General features: G+C 70.2%; 12 protein-coding genes, 1 tRNA gene and 1 pseudogene. 10 read left to right on the forward strand and 4 right to left on the reverse strand.

The annotated features are described in order from the left end of the window. Positions 1-221: 221 nt before the first annotated feature. The 7 genes and pseudogenes from ACFYQ6_RS06285 to ACFYQ6_RS06315 all read left to right on the forward strand — a co-directional run bounded on the left by ACFYQ6_RS06285 (position 222) and on the right by ACFYQ6_RS06315 (position 7,616). On the forward strand, positions 222-2,231 hold the full coding sequence (locus ACFYQ6_RS06285; RefSeq protein ID WP_388761047.1) for a beta-galactosidase: 2,010 nt from the start codon (positions 222-224) through the stop codon (positions 2,229-2,231). Between the two features lie 223 nt (positions 2,232-2,454). Next, a pseudogene (locus ACFYQ6_RS06290) lies at positions 2,455-3,275 on the forward strand (hypothetical protein). A 378-nt stretch (positions 3,276-3,653) separates the two neighbouring features. Continuing rightward, positions 3,654-5,633 carry a sensor histidine kinase gene (locus tag ACFYQ6_RS06295; RefSeq protein WP_388761050.1) on the forward strand — a complete coding sequence of 660 codons (1,980 nt, stop codon included), beginning with the start codon at positions 3,654-3,656 and terminating at the stop codon, positions 5,631-5,633. 7 nt (positions 5,634-5,640) lie between these two features. Further along, positions 5,641-6,075 carry a roadblock/LC7 domain-containing protein gene (locus ACFYQ6_RS06300; protein ID WP_033302663.1) on the forward strand — a complete coding sequence of 145 codons (435 nt, stop codon included), beginning with the start codon at positions 5,641-5,643 and terminating at the stop codon, positions 6,073-6,075. A 2-nt stretch (positions 6,076-6,077) separates the two neighbouring features. After that, the gene (locus ACFYQ6_RS06305; RefSeq protein WP_388761053.1) at positions 6,078-6,449 is read left to right on the forward strand and encodes a DUF742 domain-containing protein; all 372 of its coding nucleotides are present in this window, start codon (positions 6,078-6,080) and stop codon (positions 6,447-6,449) included. After that, on the forward strand, positions 6,427-7,038 hold the full coding sequence (locus ACFYQ6_RS06310) for an ATP/GTP-binding protein (RefSeq protein ID WP_361573290.1): 612 nt from the start codon (positions 6,427-6,429) through the stop codon (positions 7,036-7,038). Before ACFYQ6_RS06305 ends, ACFYQ6_RS06310 begins: the two co-directional genes overlap by 23 nt. Continuing rightward, complete coding sequence (locus ACFYQ6_RS06315) at positions 7,035-7,616, forward strand: GAF domain-containing protein (RefSeq protein ID WP_361573288.1); 582 nt, start codon at positions 7,035-7,037, stop codon at positions 7,614-7,616. The genes ACFYQ6_RS06310 and ACFYQ6_RS06315 overlap by 4 nt, the downstream gene beginning before the upstream one ends. 65 nt (positions 7,617-7,681) lie before the next feature. On the opposite strand, the gene ACFYQ6_RS06320 is transcribed toward ACFYQ6_RS06315, so the two are convergent. Further along, positions 7,682-10,783, reverse strand: a complete 3,102-nt coding sequence (locus ACFYQ6_RS06320) for a ThuA domain-containing protein (RefSeq protein ID WP_388761056.1) — start codon at positions 10,781-10,783, stop codon at positions 7,682-7,684. Positions 10,784-10,965: 182 nt separating this feature from the next. Here ACFYQ6_RS06320 and ACFYQ6_RS06325 point away from each other — a divergent pair, with 182 nt between their 5' ends. Next, a complete protein-coding gene (locus ACFYQ6_RS06325; protein WP_388761059.1) occupies positions 10,966-11,337 on the forward strand; it encodes an MmcQ/YjbR family DNA-binding protein in 372 nt (123 codons plus the stop codon). A 4-nt stretch (positions 11,338-11,341) separates the two neighbouring features. On the opposite strand, the gene ACFYQ6_RS06330 is transcribed toward ACFYQ6_RS06325, so the two are convergent. Together ACFYQ6_RS06330 and ACFYQ6_RS06335 are read right to left on the reverse strand one after the other, a co-directional pair. Continuing rightward, positions 11,342-12,238 (reverse strand): transketolase, encoded by an 897-nt coding sequence (locus ACFYQ6_RS06330; protein ID WP_361573282.1) that lies wholly within the window; start codon positions 12,236-12,238, stop codon positions 11,342-11,344. 52 nt (positions 12,239-12,290) lie between these two features. Further along, positions 12,291-12,992: a transketolase gene (locus ACFYQ6_RS06335; RefSeq protein WP_388761062.1), complete on the reverse strand. Its 702-nt coding sequence runs from the start codon at positions 12,990-12,992 to the stop codon at positions 12,291-12,293. A gap of 130 nt (positions 12,993-13,122) precedes the next feature. Between ACFYQ6_RS06335 and ACFYQ6_RS06340 the strand changes: the two genes are divergently transcribed. Further along, positions 13,123-13,196: transfer RNA gene (locus tag ACFYQ6_RS06340), tRNA-Pro, on the forward strand. A gap of 471 nt (positions 13,197-13,667) precedes the next feature. Here ACFYQ6_RS06340 and ACFYQ6_RS06345 read toward each other — a convergent pair. Next, complete coding sequence (locus ACFYQ6_RS06345) at positions 13,668-14,183, reverse strand: hypothetical protein (RefSeq protein WP_388761065.1); 516 nt, start codon at positions 14,181-14,183, stop codon at positions 13,668-13,670. A gap of 394 nt (positions 14,184-14,577) precedes the next feature. Between ACFYQ6_RS06345 and ACFYQ6_RS06350 the strand changes: the two genes are divergently transcribed. After that, the gene (locus ACFYQ6_RS06350) at positions 14,578-23,166 is read left to right on the forward strand and encodes a DNRLRE domain-containing protein (protein WP_388761068.1); all 8,589 of its coding nucleotides are present in this window, start codon (positions 14,578-14,580) and stop codon (positions 23,164-23,166) included. Positions 23,167-23,233: the final 67 nt, after the last annotated feature.

A 23,233-nucleotide genomic window follows, 5' to 3' on the forward strand; every position in this document is an offset into this window, starting at 1 on the left:
TCTGCGGAAGGCGAGCGGGGCCCGGGCCTCGAGGGCGGCCCGGGCCGGCCGGACGGACCGGCCGTTGCCGCTCGACGTGCGAGGGCCGTGAGGGAACGGCCGCAGTCACCGATCGACACCACGTGTCGTGCAGCACGATCGTGAATCGTTTCATTCCGCTGCTTCGGCAGATCACTCACACCGGAACGGGCATCCGCGTGCCCGCGAGAGGACGGACCGGCATGCCGACCGAACGCCCCTGGCCCCTGCACACCCCCGGCATCGCCTACGGAGGTGACTACAACCCCGAGCAGTGGCCCCTGGACGTGCAGGTGGAGGACGTGGAGCTGATGCGGGAGGCCGGCGTCGGCCTCGTCAGCCTCGCGATCTTCTCCTGGGCGCAACTGGAGCCACGGGAAGGAGAGTTCGACTTCGAATGGCTGGACGCGGTGCTGGACCGGCTGCACGCCGGAGGCATACGCGTCGCCCTCGCCACCGCCACCGCCTCACCGCCGCCGTGGCTCACACGCACGCACCCCGAGATCCTGCCCGAGCTGGCCGACGGCACCGTGCTCCACCAGGGTTCCAGGCAGTCCTACGCGGTCTCCTCGCGGGTGTTCCGTGACTACGCCGTGCGGATGACCCGCCGGATGGCCGAGCGCTACGGCGAGCACCCCGCACTGGCTCTGTGGCACGTCGACAACGAACTCGGCTGTCACGTGCCGCACGACCACTCGGACGCCGCCGCCGAGGCGTTCCGTGGTTGGCTCGAGAACCGCTACGGCACCGTCGCAGGGCTCAACGCCGCTTGGGGGACGGCCTTCTGGTCGCAGCGCTACGACTCCTTCGACGAGATCCTCCCGCCGAGGGCTTCTCCCACCTTCGTCAATCCCACCCAGCAGCTCGACTTCGCCCGGTTCTCCTCCGACGAGCAGCTCGTCCACTACAGGGCTCTGTGCGAGGTGCTGCGCGAGGTCACCCCGCACGTCCCGACCACGACGAACTTCATGATGACCACCGCGAACAAGTGGGTCGACTACTTCTCCTGGTCGCAGCACATGGACGTGGTCGCCAACGACCACTACCTGGTCGCACGCGACCCCGAGGCACACATCGGGCTCGCCTTCAGCGCCGACCTCAGCCGCGGCGTCGCCGGAGGGGCGCCGTGGATGCTGATGGAACACTCGACCTCGGCCGTCAACTGGCAGCCGCGCAACAGTGCCAAGCGCGCCGGGGAGATGCTGCGCAACTCGCTCTCCCACGTGGCGCGCGGCGCGGACGCCGTGATGTTCTTCCAGTGGCGCCAGTCGGCCGCCGGCGCCGAGAAGTACCACTCCGCCATGCTCCCGCACGCCGGCCGGGACACCGACGTGTGGCGCAACACCGTGGAACTGGGCCGGATCCTCAAGGCGCTGGCTCCGGTGAAGGGGAGCCGTGTCAGGGCGGACGTCGCGCTCGTCGTCGACTACCCCTCCTGGTGGAGTACGGAGGCAGAGGGCCGCCCCACCCAGGCCCTCGGCTACATGGAGGAGGTGATGCGCTGGTACCGCGCACTGTGGCGGCGCGGCATCGCCGTCGACATCGTCTCCGCCGCGACCGACGCGTCGGCGTACAAGGCCCTGGTCGTCCCCACGCTCCACACCGTCTCCGACGAGGACGCCGCACGCATCGCCGGGGCCGCGCACGCGGGCGCCGCTGTGCTCGTCACCTTCTTCAGCGGCATCGTCGACGAACACGACCACGTCCGGCTCGGCGGTTACCCCGGCGCGTTCCGTGACCTCCTCGGCGTGCGCACCGAGGAGTTCTACCCGCTCCAGGAAGGCGAAGTGCTGACTCTGGACGACGGCACGCGTGCCGATCTCTGGAGCGAGAAGACGCACCTCGAAGGTGCCGAGGCGCTGCGTACCTGGGCCGACGGGCCTCTCGCGGGTCTGCCGGCCGTCACCCGCAACGACGCCGGCAGGGGCAGCGCCTGGTACGTCGCCACACGCCCGGACGACGAGGGCGTCGCCGGAATCGTCGACGCCCTCATCGCCGAGGCCGGCGTCGCCCCTGTCGTCGCCGGTCTCCCGGAGGGCGTCGAGGCGGTACGGCGGCACGCCGACGACCGCGGCAGCTTCCTCTTCGTCATCAACCACACCGAACGCGCCGTCGAGGTGCCCGCCGAGGGACGGGAGCTCCTGAGCGGCCGGGACGCGGTGGGACGCCTCACGGTGCCACCGCTGGAGTCCGTGGTCGTGCACGAGCGCTGAACGCCGGCACAGCAGCAGGTCGCACCCGCCACCGGCAGTCCCGAACCGTATCGATGGAGGCAGTTTTGCGTCCCGGTTCCGCAATGTCCGGATTCCCCTCGCACCGACCGGAGAACCGCCGTCCCGTCCCCCGGCGCTACGCCGTCCACGGCACCGGCTCCCGGGCGGCGATGTACGTGAACGCCATACTCACCGACTACGCCGACATCGCGGTGCCGGTCGCGTGGCGCGATCCCAGCGGAACCCGCATGCGGCACTACGACGGGAAGGTCCGCGCGGCCGGCCACCGGCCGCGTCACTACCACCCCGACCAGCTGGAGCGGATGCTCGCGGAGCAGGAGGTGGACGTGCTCGCGACGTCGCCGACATCGACCCCCGTCGGCCCGGCACGGAGATCTTCACCGTCCACGAGGCCGGGACCTCGGCGCCGTACGGCTACACCATGCGCGACGCCGCCACCGGTGAGGTCCTCTTCGGCGGATACACCGGTGTCGACACCGGGCGCGGCATGATCGGCGACGTCGACCCTCCCGCCCCGGGCTCGAGGTCTGGTCCAACGCGGTGGAGGATACGGGCGGTGACCCCGTCGGGCTCTTCAGCACACAGGGCGAGCCCATGGGCAAGGAGACTCCCGGTACCAACCAGAGCATCCGCTGGGCCGCCGACCTGACCACACAGATCGTCCACGGGGCCACGACCACCACGTACCAGACGCCCGAACTGCGGGACTGGCGGCGCGGGACCCTGCTCACGGCCGACGGCACGACGACGAACAACTACACCAAGTGCAACCCGTCCCTGGTGGCCGACATCCTCGGGGACTGGCGTGAAGAGCTCCTGCTGCCGACAGCCGACAGCTCCTCCGTTCGTATCTACACCAGTACCGAACTCACCCACCACAAGCTGTACACCCTGATGCACGACCCGCAGTACAGGGTGGAGGTGGCCCGGCAGCAGACCACCTACAACCAGCCCGCCTACCCGAGCTTCCACCTGGCGTCGGACACCGACTTCTCCCAGGTGCCCGTCCCGCGTCTGGACTGAGCGCGCGTACGGAGTGATGAGGAGCGGGAGCCCCGGACCGTCCGGGGCTCCCGCTCCTTCTGCGTGCCGGGAGGCGCCGGGGCGTCGCCCTGCCCGTGAATCGTGCAGGAGTTCGGGACTCGGCCGTCCGTCCGGAGCGGCGTCCGGAGGTATTCGGCTGCCCGTGCGAGGTGTCATACCAGAGCGGGACGCATGGCGGGCAACTTCGACAACTGCACGCCGGGCACGGACGATTGACGACTACCGTGTGTGGCCGGTGATCAACGGTGGGCTCCTATCGGTCGAGCCTGCCCCAGCCGTTGACCCGGGCCTGACCGACCACCGTAGGTGTCACCACACGAATGCCGATTCCTGGTGCCCCACGTACCGAGGACGATGATGTCTCAACTTCGCGCACCCACCGCGCGACCGGAACGCCGCGAAGGCGGACGGCACGGCCGTCCGGGTGGCCGTTCGCACTCGGCCCAGAACCGGCCGCGCACCGCACGGCCCGCCCCCGACGCCCGACTGCGGCCCCAGGTACTGCGCACCGCCCTCCTGCCCACGGTGGCAGCCGTGCTCAGCGGCGCCGCGGCAGTCATCTTCACCATCCGGGCCTCCGGCGTGCGCCCGTCCGGCAGTCTTCTGGCGGCCCTCGGAGGATCCGGGGCGCTGGCCGTGGCGGCCGTGGCCGCCGCCTACCTGGGGGCCGGTCGTGTCGCCGGCGGCGTGATCGACCGCTGCCTCGCGCTGCGGCGCGCCAGCGCCCAGCACAGCGCCGAGCTCCGGCACGTCGTCGAGCAGTTGCGTGACGGCGAACCCGTGCCGGCCCGGCGGGCCGTACCCGGGGCAGCGCCCGACGCCGACGCCTTCGACCTCCTCGCGCAGGAGATGGGCCGGGCGCAGAACGACGCGGTCGCGTCGGTCGTCCAGGCCTCGCAGCTGTTCCGCGGCAACGGGAACGAACAGAAGGTCGAGGTCTTCGTCAACCTCGCCCGGCGGCTCCAGTCGCTCGTGCACCGTGAGATCCAGATCCTCGACGAACTGGAGCACGAGGTCGAGGACCCCGACCTGCTCAAGGGCCTCTTCCACGTCGACCATCTCGCCACCCGCATCCGCAGGCACGCCGAGAACCTCGCCGTACTGGGCGGCGCCGTGTCCCGGCGGCAGTGGAGCAACCCCGTCTCCATGACGGAGGTGCTCCGCTCGGCGATCGCCGAGGTCGAGCAGTACCCGCGCGTCAAGCTCGTACCGCCGATCGACGGCACGCTGCGCGGACACGCCGTCGCCGACGTGATCCACCTCCTCGCCGAACTCGTCGAGAACGCCACGGTGTTCTCGGCACCCCACACCCAGGTCCTGCTGCGCGCACAGCGCGTGACCGCCGGGCTCGCCCTGGAGGTCGAGGACCGGGGACTCGGCATGCCGGGCCCCGAGCAGAAGCGGATGAACACGCTGCTCGCCGACCCCGACCAGGTCAATGTCGCCCACCTCCTGCAGGACGGCCGCATCGGCCTGTTCGTCGTCGCCTCCCTGGCCCGCAGACACGGCATCGCCGTGCGGCTGCAGAGCAACATCTACGGGGGCACGCAGGCGGTGCTGGTCCTGCCCGAGGTACTCCTGGGCATCGACATCGACACCACCGCGGAGCCCGGCGCGGCGCCGGTGCCGGCCCCCGGCCCCGTACACCGCCCGCCGGTCTCGGACGAGAACCAGGTCTCCGCCGCCCAGCCCCCGCTGCGGCTGGACCAGCCGCCCCGCCAGTCCCGGCGCCAGGACGAAGGGCCGCCCCTGCCGCTGCGCGCCGAGCGGGTCGACCGTCCCAACCTCGCCGCGTCCCCTCCTGCCGCGCGTCCCGCCGGGCCCGCCGCCCCCGTCGATCCGGTGCCGCCCGCCGAGGCGGTCACCCCCGCCGAGCGCGTCACGCCCGCGCCCGTGCCGGCCCAGGCGGAGCACGGACGTCCCGCCGAAGCACCGGCCGCCCCCGCAGCTCCCGCCGGCCACGGGCGGCCCCAACTCCCCAGGCGCAGCAACCAGGAGCATCTGGCCCCCCAGCTCAGGGAGGCCCCCGTGCGACGGGCCGAGGACGAGAACGCCCTGCACGACCCGGGGCTGATGGCCGCCTTCCGGAGGGGGGTCGACCTGGCCGAGGCGCAGACGGCGGAGGAGGACCCCGGAACCGCCTGGGGCGCACCGGACGCCGTGCCCGCAGGAGGCCCCCCTCCCGCAGCGGCGCTCGGGGCACAGACGTCGCCCGGTCTCGCGCCGCTGCCGTTCCGCGGCACCACCGCGACTCCCGGCACGGGGCGCCCGGTCCCGGGCCACCCCGGGCCCCGGCTCTCCGAGCCGGATCCACGAACCGAGAACTTCAAGGAGTAGATGCCACATGACGAGCGAAATGCCGTCCGGTCAGGTCGCGGACCTCGACTGGCTGCTGAGCGGACTGGTCCAGCGCGTGCCCTACACGCGCAGCGCGGTCCTCCTCTCGGCGGACGGCCTGGTGAAATCCGTCCATGGCATGGACGCCGACAGCGCCGATCACATGGCGGCCCTGGCCGCCGGGCTGTACTCCCTCGGCCGCAGTGCGGGCGCGCGCTTCGGAGACAACGGTGACGTGCGGCAGGTCGTCGTCGAGCTCGACTCGACGCTCCTGTTCGTCTCGACCGCGGGCTCCGGCACCTGTCTCGCCGTCCTCGCGGGGCGCGAGGCGGACGCCGCCGTACTGGGGTACGAGATGGCCATGCTGGTCAAGAGCGTGCGGCCCTACCTGATGACGCCCCTCCGGCAGCCGGCCGGAGCGCCGTTCACCCCGGGGCTGTGAGGATGCCGGCCCCGCAGGACGGGCCCCTGCTCGACGACGCGGCCGGCCGGCTCATCCGCCCGTACACCGTGAGCAACGGCCGGACCAGGCCGACCACCGTGCTCGATCTGCTCTCCCTGGTGATGGCCACGGGCAGTCGGCCCCAGGGCCACCTGGGACCCGAACACACCGTGGCCCTGGAACTCTGCGACGCCCCCACGTCCGTCGCGGAGATCGCCGCCCATCTCCGACTGCCCGCGGTCATCACCAAGGTCCTCCTGTCCGACCTGGTGGACTGCGGGGCGGTCACCGCGCACGCTCCCGCATTCCATGACATGCCCACCGACCGATCCCTGCTGGAGGCAGTGCTCGATGGTCTACGACGACAGCTCTGACAGCTCCGAATTCTTTCCCGTCGCGCTCAAGGTCCTGGTCGCGGGCGGGTTCGGCGTCGGCAAGACCACGTTCGTGGGTGCCGTCAGCGAGATCGCACCGCTGAGCACCGAGGAGCTCCTGACACAGGTCAGCGTCGCGACGGACAGCCTCGAAGGCATCGAGTCCAAGACGGCGACGACCGTGGCCATGGACTTCGGCCGGATCACGCTGTCCGCGCAGCACGTGCTCTACCTGTTCGGCACACCCGGCCAGGAGCGGTTCTGGTTCATGTGGGACGAACTCTCCAAGGGGGCGCTCGGCGCCGTCGTGCTCGCAGACACCCGGCGGCTGGCGGAGTGCTTCGCGGCCGTCGACTTCTTCGAGCGCCGGGGCATCGGGTTCATCGTCGCCGTCAACGAATTCGACGGCGCCTACCGCTACGAGCCGGAAGAGGTGAGGGCGGCGCTCGACCTCGGGCCCGAGGTACCCGTCGTCCTGTGCGACGCCCGCATCGCCAGTTCGGGCACGGGCGCGCTGGTCACCCTCGTCCAGCACCTCATCAACGCCACTGCGCCGGCGCCGCTCTCGGGGTTCGGGGCCCATCCGTGACGTCGTACGGGGACGGCCGGCCGCTGCTCACGCCCGTCGACCAGGACGCTCCCCGCCGGAGCGCGCGGCTGCGCAGGCTCGGGCTGGGGGAGCGGGCGGACGCCACGTACGACAGCTTCGACGCCTTCGCCGACCGGGTGGCCGAGGTGACCGCGACCCCGTTCTCGATGGTCAACTTCATCGACGAGAACCGGCAGTTCTTCGCGGGGCTGCACACTCCGGCCGGAACGGCGCGCGGGGCGGACCTCGGCGCGGCTGCCGCGGCCGGGGGAAGCCGCAGGCGCTACATGGCCCGGGACCACGGCTACTGCCCGCACGTCCTGGAACGGCGCAAGGCCCTGGTGCTGGAGGACGTCTGCGACTACCCGCGGTTCGCGGGCAATCCCGTGGTCGACGACATAGGCATCCGCTCCTACCTGGGCGCACCGCTCATCGACCGGACGGGCGTCGCGCTCGGCACGGTCTGTGCCGTGGACACCGTGCCACGGCCCTGGGGCCGGGCGGGACTGGACGTCATCAAGCTGCTCGCCCGGGAGATCGTCGCGCAGATCGAGCACCGGGAGGCCCACCGCCCCTGATCCGCCTCGCGCGCATGCCGGCCGCGTGCCGTCCCAGGCATCAGCTCCGGCAGGCCACGGGTGTGTCAGCCGGTGCGCGGCCCGCCGAACCGCAGCCAGTCGACCGTGAACAGATCCGGCGCCTCGCTCCTCCAGCGGGCATTGACGAACACCAGGTAGAGGCGCGCGTCACCGCCCCCGCTCGTCAGTGCCGCCGTACGTGACACGACTCCGCCCGGGCGCGTGGCACGCCCTCCTTCCGCGACTGCCGGCACCGACAGCGAACCGAGCAGAGGACCGCTCGGGGAGCCCGACCGGAACTGAACGGTGCCGCCCAGGCCGCACGGCGTCGCACCGACCGTCACCGAGCGGACGCCCGCCAGGTCCACCGGGGCGAAGGCGACCCAGTCGCCGTCCTCGATCTCGGTCAGCGCCCTGCCACCCGAGGTATGTGCGCGGCTGCCGGCCACGGCGCCGCCATGGTCGCCCCCGGTCGACGTGAACCGTTCCGCCTCCTGGAAAGCGGTGCGCAGGGTGAGCCAGGCGGAGCCGGTGAGTTCGGGCGCGCCACGAGCGCCCTCGTCCGTGTACTCCACCGTCACCCGGTGGAGGCCGGCACCGGTGCCCGCCCCGGGTTTCGTGGCGATCGATCCGTGGCAGCCCGAGGAGCCCGCACGGGGCAGGAGCCGGGTGGGGTGGCCGAGGAGTGACCGTACGAGGACGCGCGAGCAGTCGACATCGGCGCGTGCTCCGCCCTCGACGCCACCACCGTCCTCCTCGTCCGCCACGTCCACGGTGAGCCCGATGGTGTCGCCGAAGCGGAAGAGGCCTCCGTCCGACGGCCGCCGGACGGTCACCCGGGGCCGCGTGTTGCCGACGGTGATCGCGCGGCCTGCCGTCGCCGACGCACCCCCGGGCCCGGTCACCGTGAGCCGCGCCGTGTGCAGCCCGGCCGTGCGGTACGTGTACGAAGGGCTGGCCTGCGTCGAGTCGGTGACGCCGTCACCGTCGAAGTCCCAGGCGTACGTGACCCGTTCTGCCGCTGCGGGGCGGGAACCCGGGCCCGCGCCTGTGTCCGTACGCGCGCCGGTGCCCCCGCCTGCCCCTGCGCCCGCACTCGTGGTCGTTCCCGTATCGGTGGCCCTTCCCGTGAAGGTCACCGTGAGCGGGGCGGAGCCGTTGTCGCGGTCGGAGGTGATGCCGGCCTCGGGGAACCGGCCGTCGCCGACATGGTCGATCCGGAAGACGCCCTCGCCCTCGCTGCCGCCCTCACCGTCCGTACCGCTGCCGAGCCCCGGGTCGATGACGTACAGGGCGCCGTCCGGGCCGAAGACCGCAGCGGCCGGACGCCCCCACTCCATGTCCCCGAACACCCCGTCCACGGACTGGAGTTCACCCGATTCGGCCTTCGGAAGCCCCGAGGGGAACACCTGGTCCGAGCGCTGGAAGGAGAGTGTCCGGAATCGCCGGGCGGTCCGGTCGTACGTCAGCCACTTCCCGGCGAAGTACTCGGGGAACCCGGTCCGGTAGGGGTTGCCCGGATCGTAGGCGTAGACGGGCCCGCTCATCGCACCGGCGGCGGGGGCCTGGTCCGTGGCGCCGGGCGAACCGGCGACCCGGGGCGCGCAGACCGGGTCCCCGGGAGCACCGCCGGCGCAGTACGGCCGGCCGATCCGCCCCGCTTCGGTGATCCGGGAGTACCCCACCGCTCCGTCCGTACCGTCGTCGGCGATCAGCAGGGCGCCGCCCTTCCGGTCCACGGTGAAGCGGTAGGGGTTCCGCATGCCCGTCGCATAGATCTCGGGGGCGGTCCCGGCCGTGCCCGGAGCGAAGAGATTCCCCTCCGGCACGGTGTAGGTGCCGTCGTCCTGGGGCGTGATCCGGAGGATCGCGCCACGCAGGTCCTCCGATGCCGCCGATGCGGAGGGAAGCGTGCTGTCGCCCGACGCGGCGTACAGGTGACCGGCCGCGTCGAAGGCGAGCGACCCGGACGAGGAGGACGCACCACCACTCGTGGAGCGACGGCCCGGCAGGGAGATCAGGCGCTTCTCCGACGCCGGATCGACCCTGGTCCCGCGCATCGTGAACCGCGAGAGATGCAGCCGGCTCCCCGTCGCGCCGGTATGCAGCAGGTAGAGCCGGCCGTTCTCCTCGAAGCCCGGATCCAGCGCGAGGGCGATGAGACCGTCGGAGCGCGTGGCCGCCTCCGGCGCGTAGGCGAGGTCGAGGGCGGTGGAGATCCGGGCCGTGCGCTGGTCGACGGCCTTGAGCTCGCCCGTGCGTTCGGCGACGAACACCCGGCGGTCGGGCGCCACGGCGACGTCGACCGGATCGGTCAGGCCCCCGGCCGCGAGCGCCGTCCGCCGGAAGGCCCCGGCCTGTGTCGCCGTGCAGTCACCCTTCGCTGCGCCCGCCGCCCATTCGATGCCGCCCAGCAGATGGGCGAGGAAGGCCTCGTCCTCGAAGGCCGACGGCACGGACCCACCCGCCGTGAACCAGGAACGCCCGCCGTCGTAGTTCTGGCACCAGGACCAAGGGTGATCCACCCCCTCGCCCACCCGGATCCGGGCGAGAGCGTGCACGGCGCCCGGGTCGGCACGCCAGCTGGGCCAGTGCTCCGTGTGCTCCCAGAGGTCGGGGAGCGTCACCGTGGAGGGGTGCGCGTGGTCCAGGACCCTGATGCGACCCGTCTGCGGCGAAGTGGCGCGGTCGAGTTCCGCGCCGACCAGCCCCTCGTACCAGTCCCAGTCGCCCGTGTCCGCGGAGGCGTCGTGCAGGCCGACCCAGCCGCCACCCGCCCGGATGTATCTCCGCAGGGCGGCACGCTCGCCCGAGTCGAGCGCGCCGTTCTGTGCCGAGGCGGTGTTGTTGAAGACGACCGTGTCGAAACGCGCCAGACCGTCGTCCTCGAAGACGGCCGGATCGTCCGTCGCCTCGACTCCGAACCCGTTCTCGGCGCCGAGCCTCCGCAGCGCCGAGACTGCGGCGGGGACCGGATCCGGAGTCGCCGCCGCGGATCTGCCGGAGAACACCAGCACGCGGAAGTCGGCCGGGGAATCCCTGGGGAGTGCGGCACCCGTCACCGAGCCGACGATCAGCGCCAGGATCGCGACGAGTGCGACGAGGGCGATCGACGCCGGGGAGGACGCCTGGGGCGTGGGGCTGCTGCGTAACGGGCTGCTGCTCATGAGGGCGCTCCCGGTGCGGGGTGGGGGCCGGCAGGGGTGGAAAGCGCTTTCTGGGGTGCGTGACTCAGAGTAAGTTCATGGCATGGTCGGGTCAATGCCGCGAGGAACTCCCGCGTCGGCGCACGACCCTCGCTGCTGCGGGCTACCGTCGGAGTGACCGCAGAGCCAGACGGGAGACGGGTATGCCCACCACCGCCGACGACGTCCGCGCGATCGCGCTCTCCCTCCCCGAGACCTCGGAGAAGCTCGCATGGGGGCAGCCCACCTTCCGGGTGGCCGGCAAGATCTTCGCCGCGCTCGGGGACGACGACGCGACGATGGGTGTGAAATGCCCGGTCGAGGACCGCGCCGAGCTGATCGCCTCGGAACCGCAGAAGTTCTTCGTGCGGCCGGGCCATGACGACGCCTACGCCTGGCTGCGGGTGCGGCTGGCCGCCCTCGACGACACAGCCGAGCTGACGGCGGTGCTCGTCGACTCCTGGCGGCAGGCCGCCCCTCGCCGGCTCCACTCGGCGTATCCGGGGGTGGCGCTGCCGCCTTCCGAGGGCGGCTGAGGGGTCAGAGGGCCAGGAAGCCCGCGATCCGCTGCCGTAGGGCGCGCGCGTCGAGCCCGTGGGCCGCGAGATGGTCCGCCATCTGCCCGTACCGGCGCAGCTCGGCCCTGCCCACCCCGAGCCCGAGCACGCGGTGGGGGAGGTCCGCCAGGGCGTCGTTCGCCTTCGCGGTCGACGTACCCGCCAGGTAGGGCTCGACGATGACCACGTCCGCGCTGGCGGACGCACCGGCCGCGCGGCGGAGTCCCGCCGCGTCGAAGGGGCGCACGGTCGCCGCGTACAGCACGGTCACGTCCAGGCCGTCCGTCGCCGTGAGTACGTTGTCGAGCATCGGCCCGACGGCGATCACCACCCCGCCCGCTCCCTGGCGCAGCGTGCTGAGCGCCGGGCCGACCGGGCGGGCCGTACGGTTCGACTGGAGGGAGAGCCGTACGTAGACGCGGTCGTCCCCGGTGGCGGCCTGCCGCAGGAGCGCCTCGGCCTCGTCGGCGTGGCCCGGCACGTGCACCGTCCAGCCGTCGAGCGTGTCGAGGAGCGCGACATCGCCCGGTGCCATGTGGGTGAAGCCGCCCGCCGGCCAGTCGTACGAGCCCCCGGCACTGACCAGGACGCCACCCACCCCCTGGTGGCCGAGGTCCAGTTTCACCTGCTCGAAAGGCCGCTCGACGAGGAAGCTGGCGAACGTGTGCATGAAGGGCCGCATCCCGGTCAGGGCCATTCCGGCCCCCGCGCCGATGAGCAGCTGCTCCCTGATCCCGACGTTGACCACCCGGTCGGGGTGGGCCCTGGCAGCGCCTTCGAAGCCGTCCCTGCTGATCTCGGCCAGCACCAGGGCCAGGCGGGGGTCCTCCTTGAGCAGTCGTGTGGTGGTGGCGATGAAACGGTCACGCATGGTGTCCATGTGCGGTGTCCTCCGTGATGTCACGCGACAGATGCGCTGTGTTCTGCGCCGGTCAGCCCTTGGGTGCCACGCGGGCGATCACCGCGTGGGGCCGGCCGGGGTGCGGTGCGGTGAAGGCGATGTGCAGCGCCTCGTGGTCCCGGCCGTCCACGGTGCGGACCGACCAGCCCGCCGTCTCGAACCGGGCCGCGATTCCGCCGGGCCTGGCATGCGTGGCAGAGGCGTTGTCGATCACCACGGTGTGCAGCTGGTCGAGGCCGGCCGGCCCGGCGAAGGCGATCGCCTCGTGGCTGCTGCCCTCGTCCAGCTCCGCGTCGCCGGTCAGTACCCACACCCGCGGGTCCGTGAGCCCTTGCGCCCGCAGTCCCAGCGCGCTGCCCACGGCGAGGGGGAGCCCGTGCCCGAGCGAACCACTGCCGATCTCCGCTCCCGGCACCAGGAGCCGGTCGGGATGGTGTCCGAGGGGCGAGTCGTACGCCCCGAAGCCCGGGAGCAGCTCCTCGACGAAGAAGCCACGGGCGGCCAGCACGGCGTAGTACGCCATGGGGCCGTGTCCCTTGGACAGCAGGAACCGGTCGCGGCCGGGTGCGTCGACGGTGCCGGGCGAGACCCGGAGCACCCGGTCGTAGAGCACCCAGAGGGCGTCCAGGGTGGAGGTGGCGGCGGGGCCGTGCTTCTCGTCGCCCGTCATGAGGCTCATGAGCCGGCCCAGGTCGTCGTATCCGAGGGGCGGTGCGGAGGTCGTGGTTGTCATGTGCCCCAGCGTTCAACCTCAATCGAGGTTGAGGTCAAGCCTCCGGCAATGGGTTCGTGAGCACCGGTGCAAGTGCGGTATTGTTCTCATGCGCGTTCGGCCAGGGCGAAAGCCCAGGTCAGACGGACAGCGGGACGTGGCGCAGCTTGGTAGCGCACTTGACTGGGGGTCAAGGGGTCGCAGGTTCAAATCCTGTCGTCCCGACTCGGGAGAGTCGTAGGTCAGGGCCGGTCTCGGAGAAATCCGAGACCGGCCCTTGATCGTTTTCTGGGACCGGTCGGGGACCGGCGCGCTTGACGGAGCTGAGACGCGGCTGACCCGGTCAAGGCGGCAGCCCTCGCCAGGACGCCACGGCCCGGCTGCCGCGTCGGTCGTGATGATCCTTGGTCCGCGTGGCGGCCACGACGCCCGGGCGGCCCGGCTCGTGATCGCCGACCGGGCGGAACCCGTCCCGCACCGCCGTCAGGGCTACGGCGCGGTCTTCTGTGCTCGATGTTCACGCCTGTGGTCGTCGTCACAGACCGGCCGATGCGTCTTGTCGGTCCTCATCGCTGTGATCACGCCCCCTCCCGGCCGGGGCGCGGGCCACTTCCGTGCCGGAGGCGAGACCGAGGAGCGTGAGGGCGACGGCGGCAGCCGCCGCGGCCCTGGCCGCAGGACGGAAGAGATGTGAGGTCACCGGGTTCCCTGAGCGGCTGCGGGCGCTTCGGGGGTGGGGAGTTCGCTGCTGCACGTGGTCCGGCCGAAGGCACCGGTGGCGGTGGCGCGTTGGACGTGCTTGCCGCTTACGGCCAGGGTGCAGCTGGCCGTGCCGCCCTTCTCGCCGAGGGTGACGTTGACGATCGGGGAAGCGCCGAGCGGAACGCTCACGGTCTTCCTCCACGGCAGGCCTGCGTTCGTGACGACATCCGCCTTGTCGCCGCCGGCCCCGCGGTAGGAGATGTCGGCCGAGCCCTCGCCGAGCACCTCGTAGGTCACCTCGGCGGTGGGCGTGGCCCGCCGCTTGTCCACCGGGTCGTCATCGGAGTCGAGGACTCCGAAGGTGACGAACACACCGCATGCGAGCAGCAGGGCCGCGGCTACGGCGATGCCGCTGCGGTCGCTGCGGCGCTCTTCCGGCGTCTCGGAAGCCCTTGTGCCGTCCAGGGTTTCGGACGTTTCCGGTCCTGCCGGTTCTTCGGTCGTCGGCATTGCCGTGCTTTCTGTCGATGTGAATTCCGCCTGCGTTATACACCATCGGATTCGATGAATGCCAGGCAGCGGAAAAGTCCGGCAAGTGCCCCCAATCGTCTTGATCCGTCAGCTGAAATGCCCCAAATGCGTAAACGGTTGACGGGGCATCAACTCCCGTGATCAGAATCTGCCCGCTGCGACCGGCTCATTTCTGGCGAGGCCATTTTTCCGTATGTGGGAGGTGGCCTGGTTCGGCATGCCCTGAGGTGCTCCGGTCGAGGTCAGGTCCACCGTGAACGGCGACGGAGTGCCCGCGCCGGCGCGTCGGTGCGCCTTTTTCGCCTGGTGCGGGATGGGCGCCGATGAAGGGAATGGCGTGAAAGTCAGATACGGGCGGGCAATAGCCTGCCTCGTGGTTTCGGCGGTCGCCGGTGCCATGCTGCCACAAGTCGCCTATGCGGCACCGGTTTCGAATGCCGACGGCGAGGGTATCGTCGATAGCTTCGCGGGCTGGTTCTCGGAGGACGAGGACGAGGGCGAGCCGGACGAGCCGGAGGAGCCGTCGACCGGCGGGACCCCGGTGCTGCCGAGCCGGGAGAAGCTGCCGAAGGGCAAGGCGGCCGGGAAGGCGAAGCGCGTCGCGGAACTGACGGGCGAGCGCACGGCGAACGCCCGGTACTGGAAGCTGTCCGACGGCCGGGTGCAGGCCGAGGTGTCGGCGACGCCGACCGGGTACCGGGCGGGGAAGTCGTGGAAGGACATCGACCCGACGGTCACCCCGACCGGCTCCAAGGGCTTCGACTTCGCCAATACGACGAATGCTGCCCGTAGCTGGTTCGGATCGGACGCCGAAAGGCTGCTCCGCTTCGAGTCCGGTGACGGGCACGCGGTGACTCTGGGCCTTGAGGGCGCGGGCAAGCTCACCCCCGTCGCCAAGGGCGACACCGTCACGTACAAGGACGCCGTGGCCGGTGCGGACCTGTCGTACCAGGTCGGTCCTGGCCGGGTGAAGGAGAACATGGTCCTGGACCGGAAGCCCACGGGCCCGGTCTCCTTCACCTTCACTCTGGACGCAGAAGGGCTGACGCCGAAGCCGGGCAAGGACGGTTCGGTCTCCTTCTACGGCGAGGCCGCCCACCCGGTGATGGTGATCCCCGCGGCGTTCATGACGGACGCCAGGAAGGACGCCCGGTCGCCGTACGGGTTCGCCTACAGCAAGACGGTCACCCAGAAGCTGACCAGGGCCGGAAAAGGCTGGAAGCTGACGGTAACCCCCGATGCGAAGTGGCTGTCCGCGCCGGAGCGGCAGTACCCGGTGACGGTCGACCCGACGATCTCGATCGCTCCGACGCCGACGACGGCGCAGGACGTCATGATCTCCTCGGACGGTCCGGGGACGAACTACGACGACAACTGGCGGCTGTCGGTCGGGAACACCAGCACCGGATCGTCGCGTGCGCTGATGCGGTTCCCGCTGACCGGCGTACCGGCCGGCACGAAGCTCGACTCGGCAGATCTGAAGCTGTACTACGACCAGTTCCACACCACGGGCGATACCCAGGTCCAGCTGGAGGCGCACCGCGCCACGCAGCCGTGGACCGAGGACCAGGCCACCTGGAACAGCGCCAACGCGATCACCGGCGAGCTGTCCGGCACGGCGGTCGTGGTGGACGACGGCGACGCCGGACGGACGGCAGCCGTCGGCGCCTGGCCCGCGTCGGGGAACACGGCGTACACGCAGTACGCGGTCAACCAGGACTACCTCTACAACAAGGACTCGGCCGCGGGCGACACGTACACCTGGCAGCCGAGCCTCCCCGAGGACGGCACCTATCAGGTCGAGGCGCACAACGTCCCGGCCTCGGACCGCGCCACCAACGCCCCGTACACCGTGACGTACGCCGGCGGGACGAAGGCGTACACGGTCGACCAGCAGGCCGGCACGGCCGGCGTGTGGAAGACGCTCGGCTCGCACCCGTTCAAGGCCGGCACCCTGGGCAAGATCGTTCTCGGTGACGGTCCGGCGTCGACCAGCACGTCGGTGATCGCGGATGCCGTCCGGTTCACCAAGGGCGGCGTGGTCACCAAGCAGCCGGGCGAGCTGAACACCTGGCACACCTTCCCCGTCACCAAGACCGTCCAGTCCTGGATCGACGGCGCCCAGGTCAACAACGGCTTCGTGATCAAGGCCGGCGACGAGAGCGCGAACGGCCCCAAGGGCGGCCCCCGCTACGAGGGCAGCGAGTTCGGGTACGACGGCGAGACCGCCAACTACCCACGTCTCGTACTGACCTTCGGCCGCCAGGGCGTCGACCTCGCCGCCCCGACCACGATCCACGACACGGGGGCGGAACTGTCCTGGTCGGCGTACCAGGACCGGGACCCGATCGGGACCGCCGACGACATCGTCGAGTACCAGGTCCACCGTTCGATCAACCAGACCTTCACGCCGTCGGCCGCGACGCTGGTCTCCCCGGTGGCGCCGGCCACCACGTCGTTCACGGACACGGCGGCGACGCCGACGAAGGCGGACGATCCCGACCCGTACGGCCGCGCCTACTACTACATGGTCGCGGTCAAGACGAAGGACGGGCAGGTCGTCGCCGCTCCGACGCAGCTCGTTCGGCTGCCGAAGGCCGGACGCACCACGAAGGTGCTGCCCGCCTCGCAGGACACGACCCTGTCCTCGGCCCGCACCACGCTCACCCACGACACGATCGACGACGGTGGCCCCAAGAACTGGCTGAGCGTCGGCAACAACTCCGCGACCTACGGCGACACCCGCGCCCTGCTGAGGTTCCCGGCCCTCGGCATCCCCGCCACGGCACGGGTGCTGGACGCGACCGTACGACTGTGGAGCACGCAGACCACCCAGGACACCGCGGGGGCGGTCTACGAACTGCGGCCCCTGACGCGTGACTTCGACGAGGCCACCGCGACCTGGGCCAAGGCGGACGCGACGACGAACTGGACCGCCGCAGGCGGCGACTTCGGCGCGGTTGCGGCTGACACCGGCGCGAAGACCAACGACCCGGCCCGCCAGGACTGGAACGTGACCTCACTCGCGCAGTCCTGGGTGACCACCCCGGCCTCCCAGCGCGGTGTGGCCGTCAAGATGGCGGACGAGGCGGCCTCGCAGGAGCGGACCCTCTTCCTGTCCTCCGAGGGCACCGAGCCGAAGCTCCGGCCCAGAATCGTGGTCACCTACATCGACTCCACCACGGAATCGACGTACTACGCGCCGCAGACGCCGGCGCGCATGACCCCGAACACCGACTACACGGTCGACTTCACCCTCACCAACACCACCGCGTCGACGTGGAACGCCGCCGACCATGTCCTCACCTACAAGTGGGCCCTGCCGGACGGCACCGACGCCACAGGCGGTGGCAACCAGATCCGGACCGCGCTGCCGAGCGACCTGGCGCCCGGTGAATCCGTCCAGTTGCAGGCGCAGGTGAAGACCCCGATCAACTCGGACTCGGGCAACAAGCTCACCGAGTACGCCCTGACCTGGGAGGTGTACGACAAGACGGCGGGGACGTGGGCCTCGGGCACCGAGGGCATCCCCGGCCTGAAGCAGAACGTGGCGGTGGAGGACCCGACCTCCAACCAGCTCGGCATGGAGAAGTTCTACTCCTACACGGGCAAGAACACCGGTGCCGGCTCGACCGTCATGAACAACCTGGCGTCCGGCAACAGCGTCTGGCAGTACAACGCGTTCACCAACCCGGGCCGCGGTGTCACCACCTTCGCCCGGTTCGCGTACAACAGCCTGGACACCTCCGACACGGTCTCCGGTCACGGCTGGTCCTTCCAGGCGTCCGGCCCGATCCGGCTCGGCGCACCGCTGGAGTTCCACCCCAAGCCGAACCCGACCGAGATCCGGCTCCCGGACGGTGACGGCACGACCCACGTGTTCCGCAAGCAGGACGACGGAACGTGGAAGGCCCCGGCCGGCGTCCACTACAAGCTGGCGGCCAAGCCCGGTCTGGACTGCACCCCGCTCAAGGACCCGATCCCGGACGCGTGGACGCTGACCCGTCCCGACGGGACGCGGTTCCTCTTCGGCTGCGACGGCTACCTGACGTCGCTGGTCGAGAAGAACGGCAACACGCAGACCTACACCTACGAGGAGCGCAAGTCCAACAACAAGCCGACGAAGTTCCTCCGTTACCTCACCGACCCGTCCGGCCGGCAGTCGCTGACCATCGAGTACTACACCAAGACGGACAGCTCCAACCCGAAGATCATCGACCACATCAAGTCGATGACCGAGATATCGGGCCGCACGTTCGCCTTCGAGTACTCCGACAAGGGTCTGCTGACGAAGCTGACCGACGGAGCCGGCTCCGCCCAGCCGAAGGTGTTCGGCTTCGAGTACGACGCCACGCAGGGCAACAAGAACGTCAAGCTGGTCAAGGCCACCGACCCCCGCGGCAACGCCACCGCGATGTCGTACTACGCGCCGCAGGCCGGTGACGACCCGAAGTACCACTGGTGGACCAAGACGATCACCGAGCGTCTGCAGGGCGTCACCGGGTTCGGCTACGCGGCCGACGCCGGAAACACCAAGTTCACCGCCACCAAGGTGACCGACGCGGAGTCGCACGCCACCGACTACGTGTCGGACGACTTCGGCCGGCCGGTCCGTACGACGAACGCCAAGGCGCAGACCACGAAGCTGTCGTGGGACGCGGACAACAACGTCACGTACCTGGAGGAGGCCAACGGCGCCAAGACCGCGTACTGCTACGAACAGAAGACGGGACACCCGCTCTGGAAGAGGGACGCGGAGAGCAACAAGGCCGGCGTTCCGCCGTCCTCGGACTGCGCGCCTGGCACATTCCCGGCGAACTCGGCCCGGTACACGTATCAGACGCGTGCGGACGGCTATTCCGCCGACCTGGCCACCAAGACCTCTCCGGAAGGCCGGAAGTGGCAGTTCGCCTATGACGCCTTCGGCAACCTGAAAGCGGTCACCGACCCCAAGGGCGTCGCCACCACGACGGCGGGTGACTACACCACGTCGTACGAGTACGACGCCTACGGCCGGCTGACCAAGGCGACCGACGCCAACGGCAACCCGACGACCACCGGCGAGTTCGGCCCCACCGGCTACCCGGCGAAGATCACCGACGCGCTGGGCAAGGGCACGTCGTACCTCTACGACGAGCGCGGCCAGGTGCTCGAGGTCACCGACGCGCTCGGCAAGAAGACCACGCAGACCTACGACACCTTCGGCCGGCCGAAGGTGAACACGGTTCCGAAGGTCCAGGACGCGGGCGAGCTGATCACCACCCCGGCCCCGGTCTACGACGCCAACGACAACGTCACCACGTCGACGGCGCCCAACGGCGCGGTCTCGACCGCGGTCTACGACGCCGCGGACCAGCTCAAGTCCGCCACCGCGCCCAAGGACACGCCCACGTCCCCCGAGCGGAGGACGTCCTACACGTACGACAAGGTCGGCAACCTCAGGACCGTCACGGAGCCGAAGGGTTCGCTGACGACGACGGACGCGACCGACTACGTCACCACGAACCACTACGACGAGATCTACCAGCTCACCTCGGCGGCCAACTCCGCGGGCGACAAGATCTCCTACTCGTACGACGACGTCGGCAACACCGACGTGGTGGTCGACCCGAAGAAGAACGCGACCGCCGACGCCACGGACTACACGTCCAAGATGGCCTACGACCTGAACCACCGGCTCACCACCTCCACGGACGCGGCCGGCAAGGTCACCTCGCGCACCTATGACAAGGACTCGCAGGTCCTCACGACCACGGACGCCGTGGGCAGCACCACGACCTACACCTATGACGAGCGGGGCAAGCAGACCGAGGTCAAGGTCCCGTACGACCAGACCACGTTCCGTACCACCAAGTACGAGTACGACCAGGCCGGCAACACCACCAAGGTGATTTCTCCGAGGGGTGTGGCGACAGCCACCGCGGACGACTTCACCGCGCGTACCGAGTACGACGCGCTGAACCGGCCCGTCAGGCAGTTCCAGCCGTACGATCCGAACGACGCCGGCAACAACGATCCGAACGTCTACACGCAGACGGTGTACGACGCGGTGGGGCGGGTGGAGCGGCAGTCGCTGCCGCCGTCGGAGGGCCAGACGGTCCGCAACGACACGGTCTTCGAGTACTTCGACAACGGCTGGTCGCGGAAGTCCACCGATCCGTGGGACATCACCACGACGTACGACTACACCGAGCTCGGGCAGCAGAAGGCCCGAACGCTCACGTCGGCGGGCGGTTCCTCGGACCGCACCATGACGCAGTCGTACTACCCCGACGGCAAGCTCAAGTCCAAGGCGGACGACGGCGTGCCGGTGGGCAGGTCGGTGGTGCTGGTCGACAACTCCGACACCCAGCACACCTCCGCCACGGGCACCTGGACGGCCGGCGACCTCGCCGGCCAGCAGGGCTACGACCACCGCAGGCACGCGGCCGGCACGGGCGCCGATGCCTTCACCTGGACGCTGAACATCCCGAAGGACGGCTCGTACACCGCGTACGTGAAGTACCCGAAGGTGACGGGCGCGGCGACGGCGGCGAAGTACACGCTGTCGCAGGGGGCGACGACCCAGCCCCCGGTCACCAAGGACCAGACGGCCGGCGCCGGGACCTGGGTGCCGCTGGGCTCCTACAGCCTGAAGCAGGGCAATGACGCCCAGCTCGAGGTGGAGCAGAGCAGCTCCGGCAGCGTGGCCGCCGACGCCGTCAAGCTGGTGCGTGACACGGCCGGCGAGACGGACACCGAGAAGAACTCCTTCGCCTACGCCTACGACGTCAACGGCAACCTGACCTCGATCGACGACACCTCGGCCGGCGCGAAGATCGACGCCTACACGGTCACCTACACCGGCCTCAACCAGGTCGAGAAGGTGACCGAGGCCCTCGCGGGCCAGGAGAAGAAGGCCACGTCGTACACCTACGACGGCAACGGCCAGGCAGACACGGTCACGCACCCCGGCCAGTTCTCCGAGTACACCTACGACCTGCGCGAGCTGGTCAAGACGATCTCGGTGGGCAAGTCCGCCACGGACGCGTCGCCGAAGGTCTCGTCGTTCACGTACACCGACCGCGGGCAGCGGCTCAAGGAGACCAAGGCCAACAACAACACCGTCGACCACACCTACCTCCTCGGCGGTGACCTGAAGTCGACCACGGAGAAGAAGGGCTCCGGAACTCTCGTCTCCTCGCACACCTACGCCTACGACCTGAACGGGAACAAGGCGCAGGACGTCGCGGAGAAGATGAACGCCGACAACCACGCGGCGTATCTCGACTCCACCACCGACTACACCTACGACCCGGTGGGACGGCTCGCCAAGTCGGTCAAGACCGGCACCGGCGCGGGCACCGAGACGTACGTCCACGACGACAACGCCAACGTCGTCAGGCAGACGGTCAAGGACGTCACCACCGTCTACGACTACGACCGCAACCGGCTGCTCAGTGCCACCACCAGTGGCTCGACGGCCACCTACGCCTACGACCCGTTCGGCCGGCAGGAGTCCGTCACCGCGGGCGGCAAGGTCATCGAGAGGAGCGTGTACGACGGCTTCGACCACGTCGTGGAGTCCCAGAAGATGGACGGGACCGGCGCGATGAAGTCGACGAAGTTCACGTTCGACCCGCTGGACCGCACCGCTTCGAAGACGACGGACGGCAAGACGACCGACTTCAGCTACCTCGGCCTGTCCGGCGAGGTGCTGAGCGAGGAGGTCGCCGGCCGGCTGACCAAGTCGTACCAGTACAGCCCGTGGGGCGAGCGTCTCTCCCAGGTCAAGCACAACGCTGACGGCACGAGCGAGGACGGCTTCTACGGCTACAACTCGCACAGTGACGTCGAGACGCTGACCGACGAGGACGGTGACACCAAGGCGACGTACGGCTACACCGCCTACGGCTCCGACGACAAGTCCGAGTTCACGGGCATCGACAAGCCGGACGTCGCGGATCCGACGAAGCAGGAGTACAACCCCTACCGGTTCAACTCCAAGCGCTGGGACGCCCAGTCGGGTACGTACGACATGGGCTTCCGGGACTACAGCCCGGGGCTCAACCGCTTCACCACCCGGGACATGTACAACGGCGCCCTCGCCGACATGAACCTGGGCGCGGACCCGTTCACCGGCAACCGTTACGCGTTCTCCGGCGGCAACCCCACCAGCTTCGTCGAGATGGACGGCCACTTCGCCATCCCGCTGGTCTGGTGGGCCGGGGCGGCCCTGGTGACGGCCCTGTACGCGGCTACGCCGGAGGGCCAGGGAAACCTTCAGGACGCGGCGACGGCGCTGAGCCAGCTGATGCCGTCCGCGGAGGACCTGGCCTCCTCCAGCTCGTCCAGCGGGTCGAGCAGCGGGCCGACGCCTTCGCCGGCGCCGGGACCGGCTCCCTCCGCGCCCAAGAGCGGCCCGCAGGGAACCACGACCGGAGCAGCGGTATCCATGCTGGTCCGGATCTTCCAGGGCCTCACGTCGTCACAGGCGACCGAGGACACCTCCCTCCAGCGCAAGCTGATCGACCGCGCGGGGGAGGAGAACAAGAAGTGCCAGGACTCCTCCGGGCCGAGCACCGTGTGGAACACCCCGGTGGACACACAGGGCCGGGCCACCGGCGGGTTCGCCTGCCTGAATTCCGACGCTCCGGCGCCCAGGAACACCAGCGAGCCGCAGAACCCGGTCGGCTGGAACCTGCAGGGCAGCGCCGACGAGTGGAACCGGGCTCACCTGATCGCCCGTGAATTCGGCGGGACTCACCTCCGGCAGAACATCGTCCCGACGACGAAGTCCGCGAACCAGACCGACATGCGGGCTGTCGAGTACGAGATCGAAAGGCGCCTCAAACTGGGAGAACGGGTCTATTACCAGTCCGTTCCGGTCTACGTTCCCAACAGGACCAATCCGATCGGAGTCCACATGTACGTATCGAGCTCATCAGGCACATTCTCGCGACTGATAGGGTCCGGAGTTTAAGTCCCCTTGAGGGGCTGATCCGGCACAGATGAGGCGGTGGGGTGAGCGGCCGGCGGCTGCCCACCCC

The organism is Streptomyces sp. NPDC005494 (assembly GCF_042872025.1).
GTDB lineage: Bacteria > Actinomycetota > Actinomycetes > Streptomycetales > Streptomycetaceae > Streptomyces.

Coding starts and splice junctions, on each gene's coding strand:
- ACFYQ6_RS06285 (WP_388761047.1), top strand. CDS start 222: ATGCCGACCGAACGCCCCTGGCCCCTGCACACCCCCGGCATCGCCTAC.
- ACFYQ6_RS06295 (WP_388761050.1), top strand. CDS start 3,654: ATGTCTCAACTTCGCGCACCCACCGCGCGACCGGAACGCCGCGAAGGC.
- ACFYQ6_RS06300 (WP_033302663.1), top strand. CDS start 5,641: ATGACGAGCGAAATGCCGTCCGGTCAGGTCGCGGACCTCGACTGGCTG.
- ACFYQ6_RS06305 (WP_388761053.1), top strand. CDS start 6,078: ATGCCGGCCCCGCAGGACGGGCCCCTGCTCGACGACGCGGCCGGCCGG.
- ACFYQ6_RS06310 (WP_361573290.1), top strand. CDS start 6,427: ATGGTCTACGACGACAGCTCTGACAGCTCCGAATTCTTTCCCGTCGCG.
- ACFYQ6_RS06320 (WP_388761056.1), bottom strand. CDS start 10,783: ATGAGCAGCAGCCCGTTACGCAGCAGCCCCACGCCCCAGGCGTCCTCC.
- ACFYQ6_RS06325 (WP_388761059.1), top strand. CDS start 10,966: ATGCCCACCACCGCCGACGACGTCCGCGCGATCGCGCTCTCCCTCCCC.
- ACFYQ6_RS06330 (WP_361573282.1), bottom strand. CDS start 12,238: ATGGACACCATGCGTGACCGTTTCATCGCCACCACCACACGACTGCTC.
- ACFYQ6_RS06335 (WP_388761062.1), bottom strand. CDS start 12,992: ATGACAACCACGACCTCCGCACCGCCCCTCGGATACGACGACCTGGGC.
- ACFYQ6_RS06345 (WP_388761065.1), bottom strand. CDS start 14,183: ATGCCGACGACCGAAGAACCGGCAGGACCGGAAACGTCCGAAACCCTG.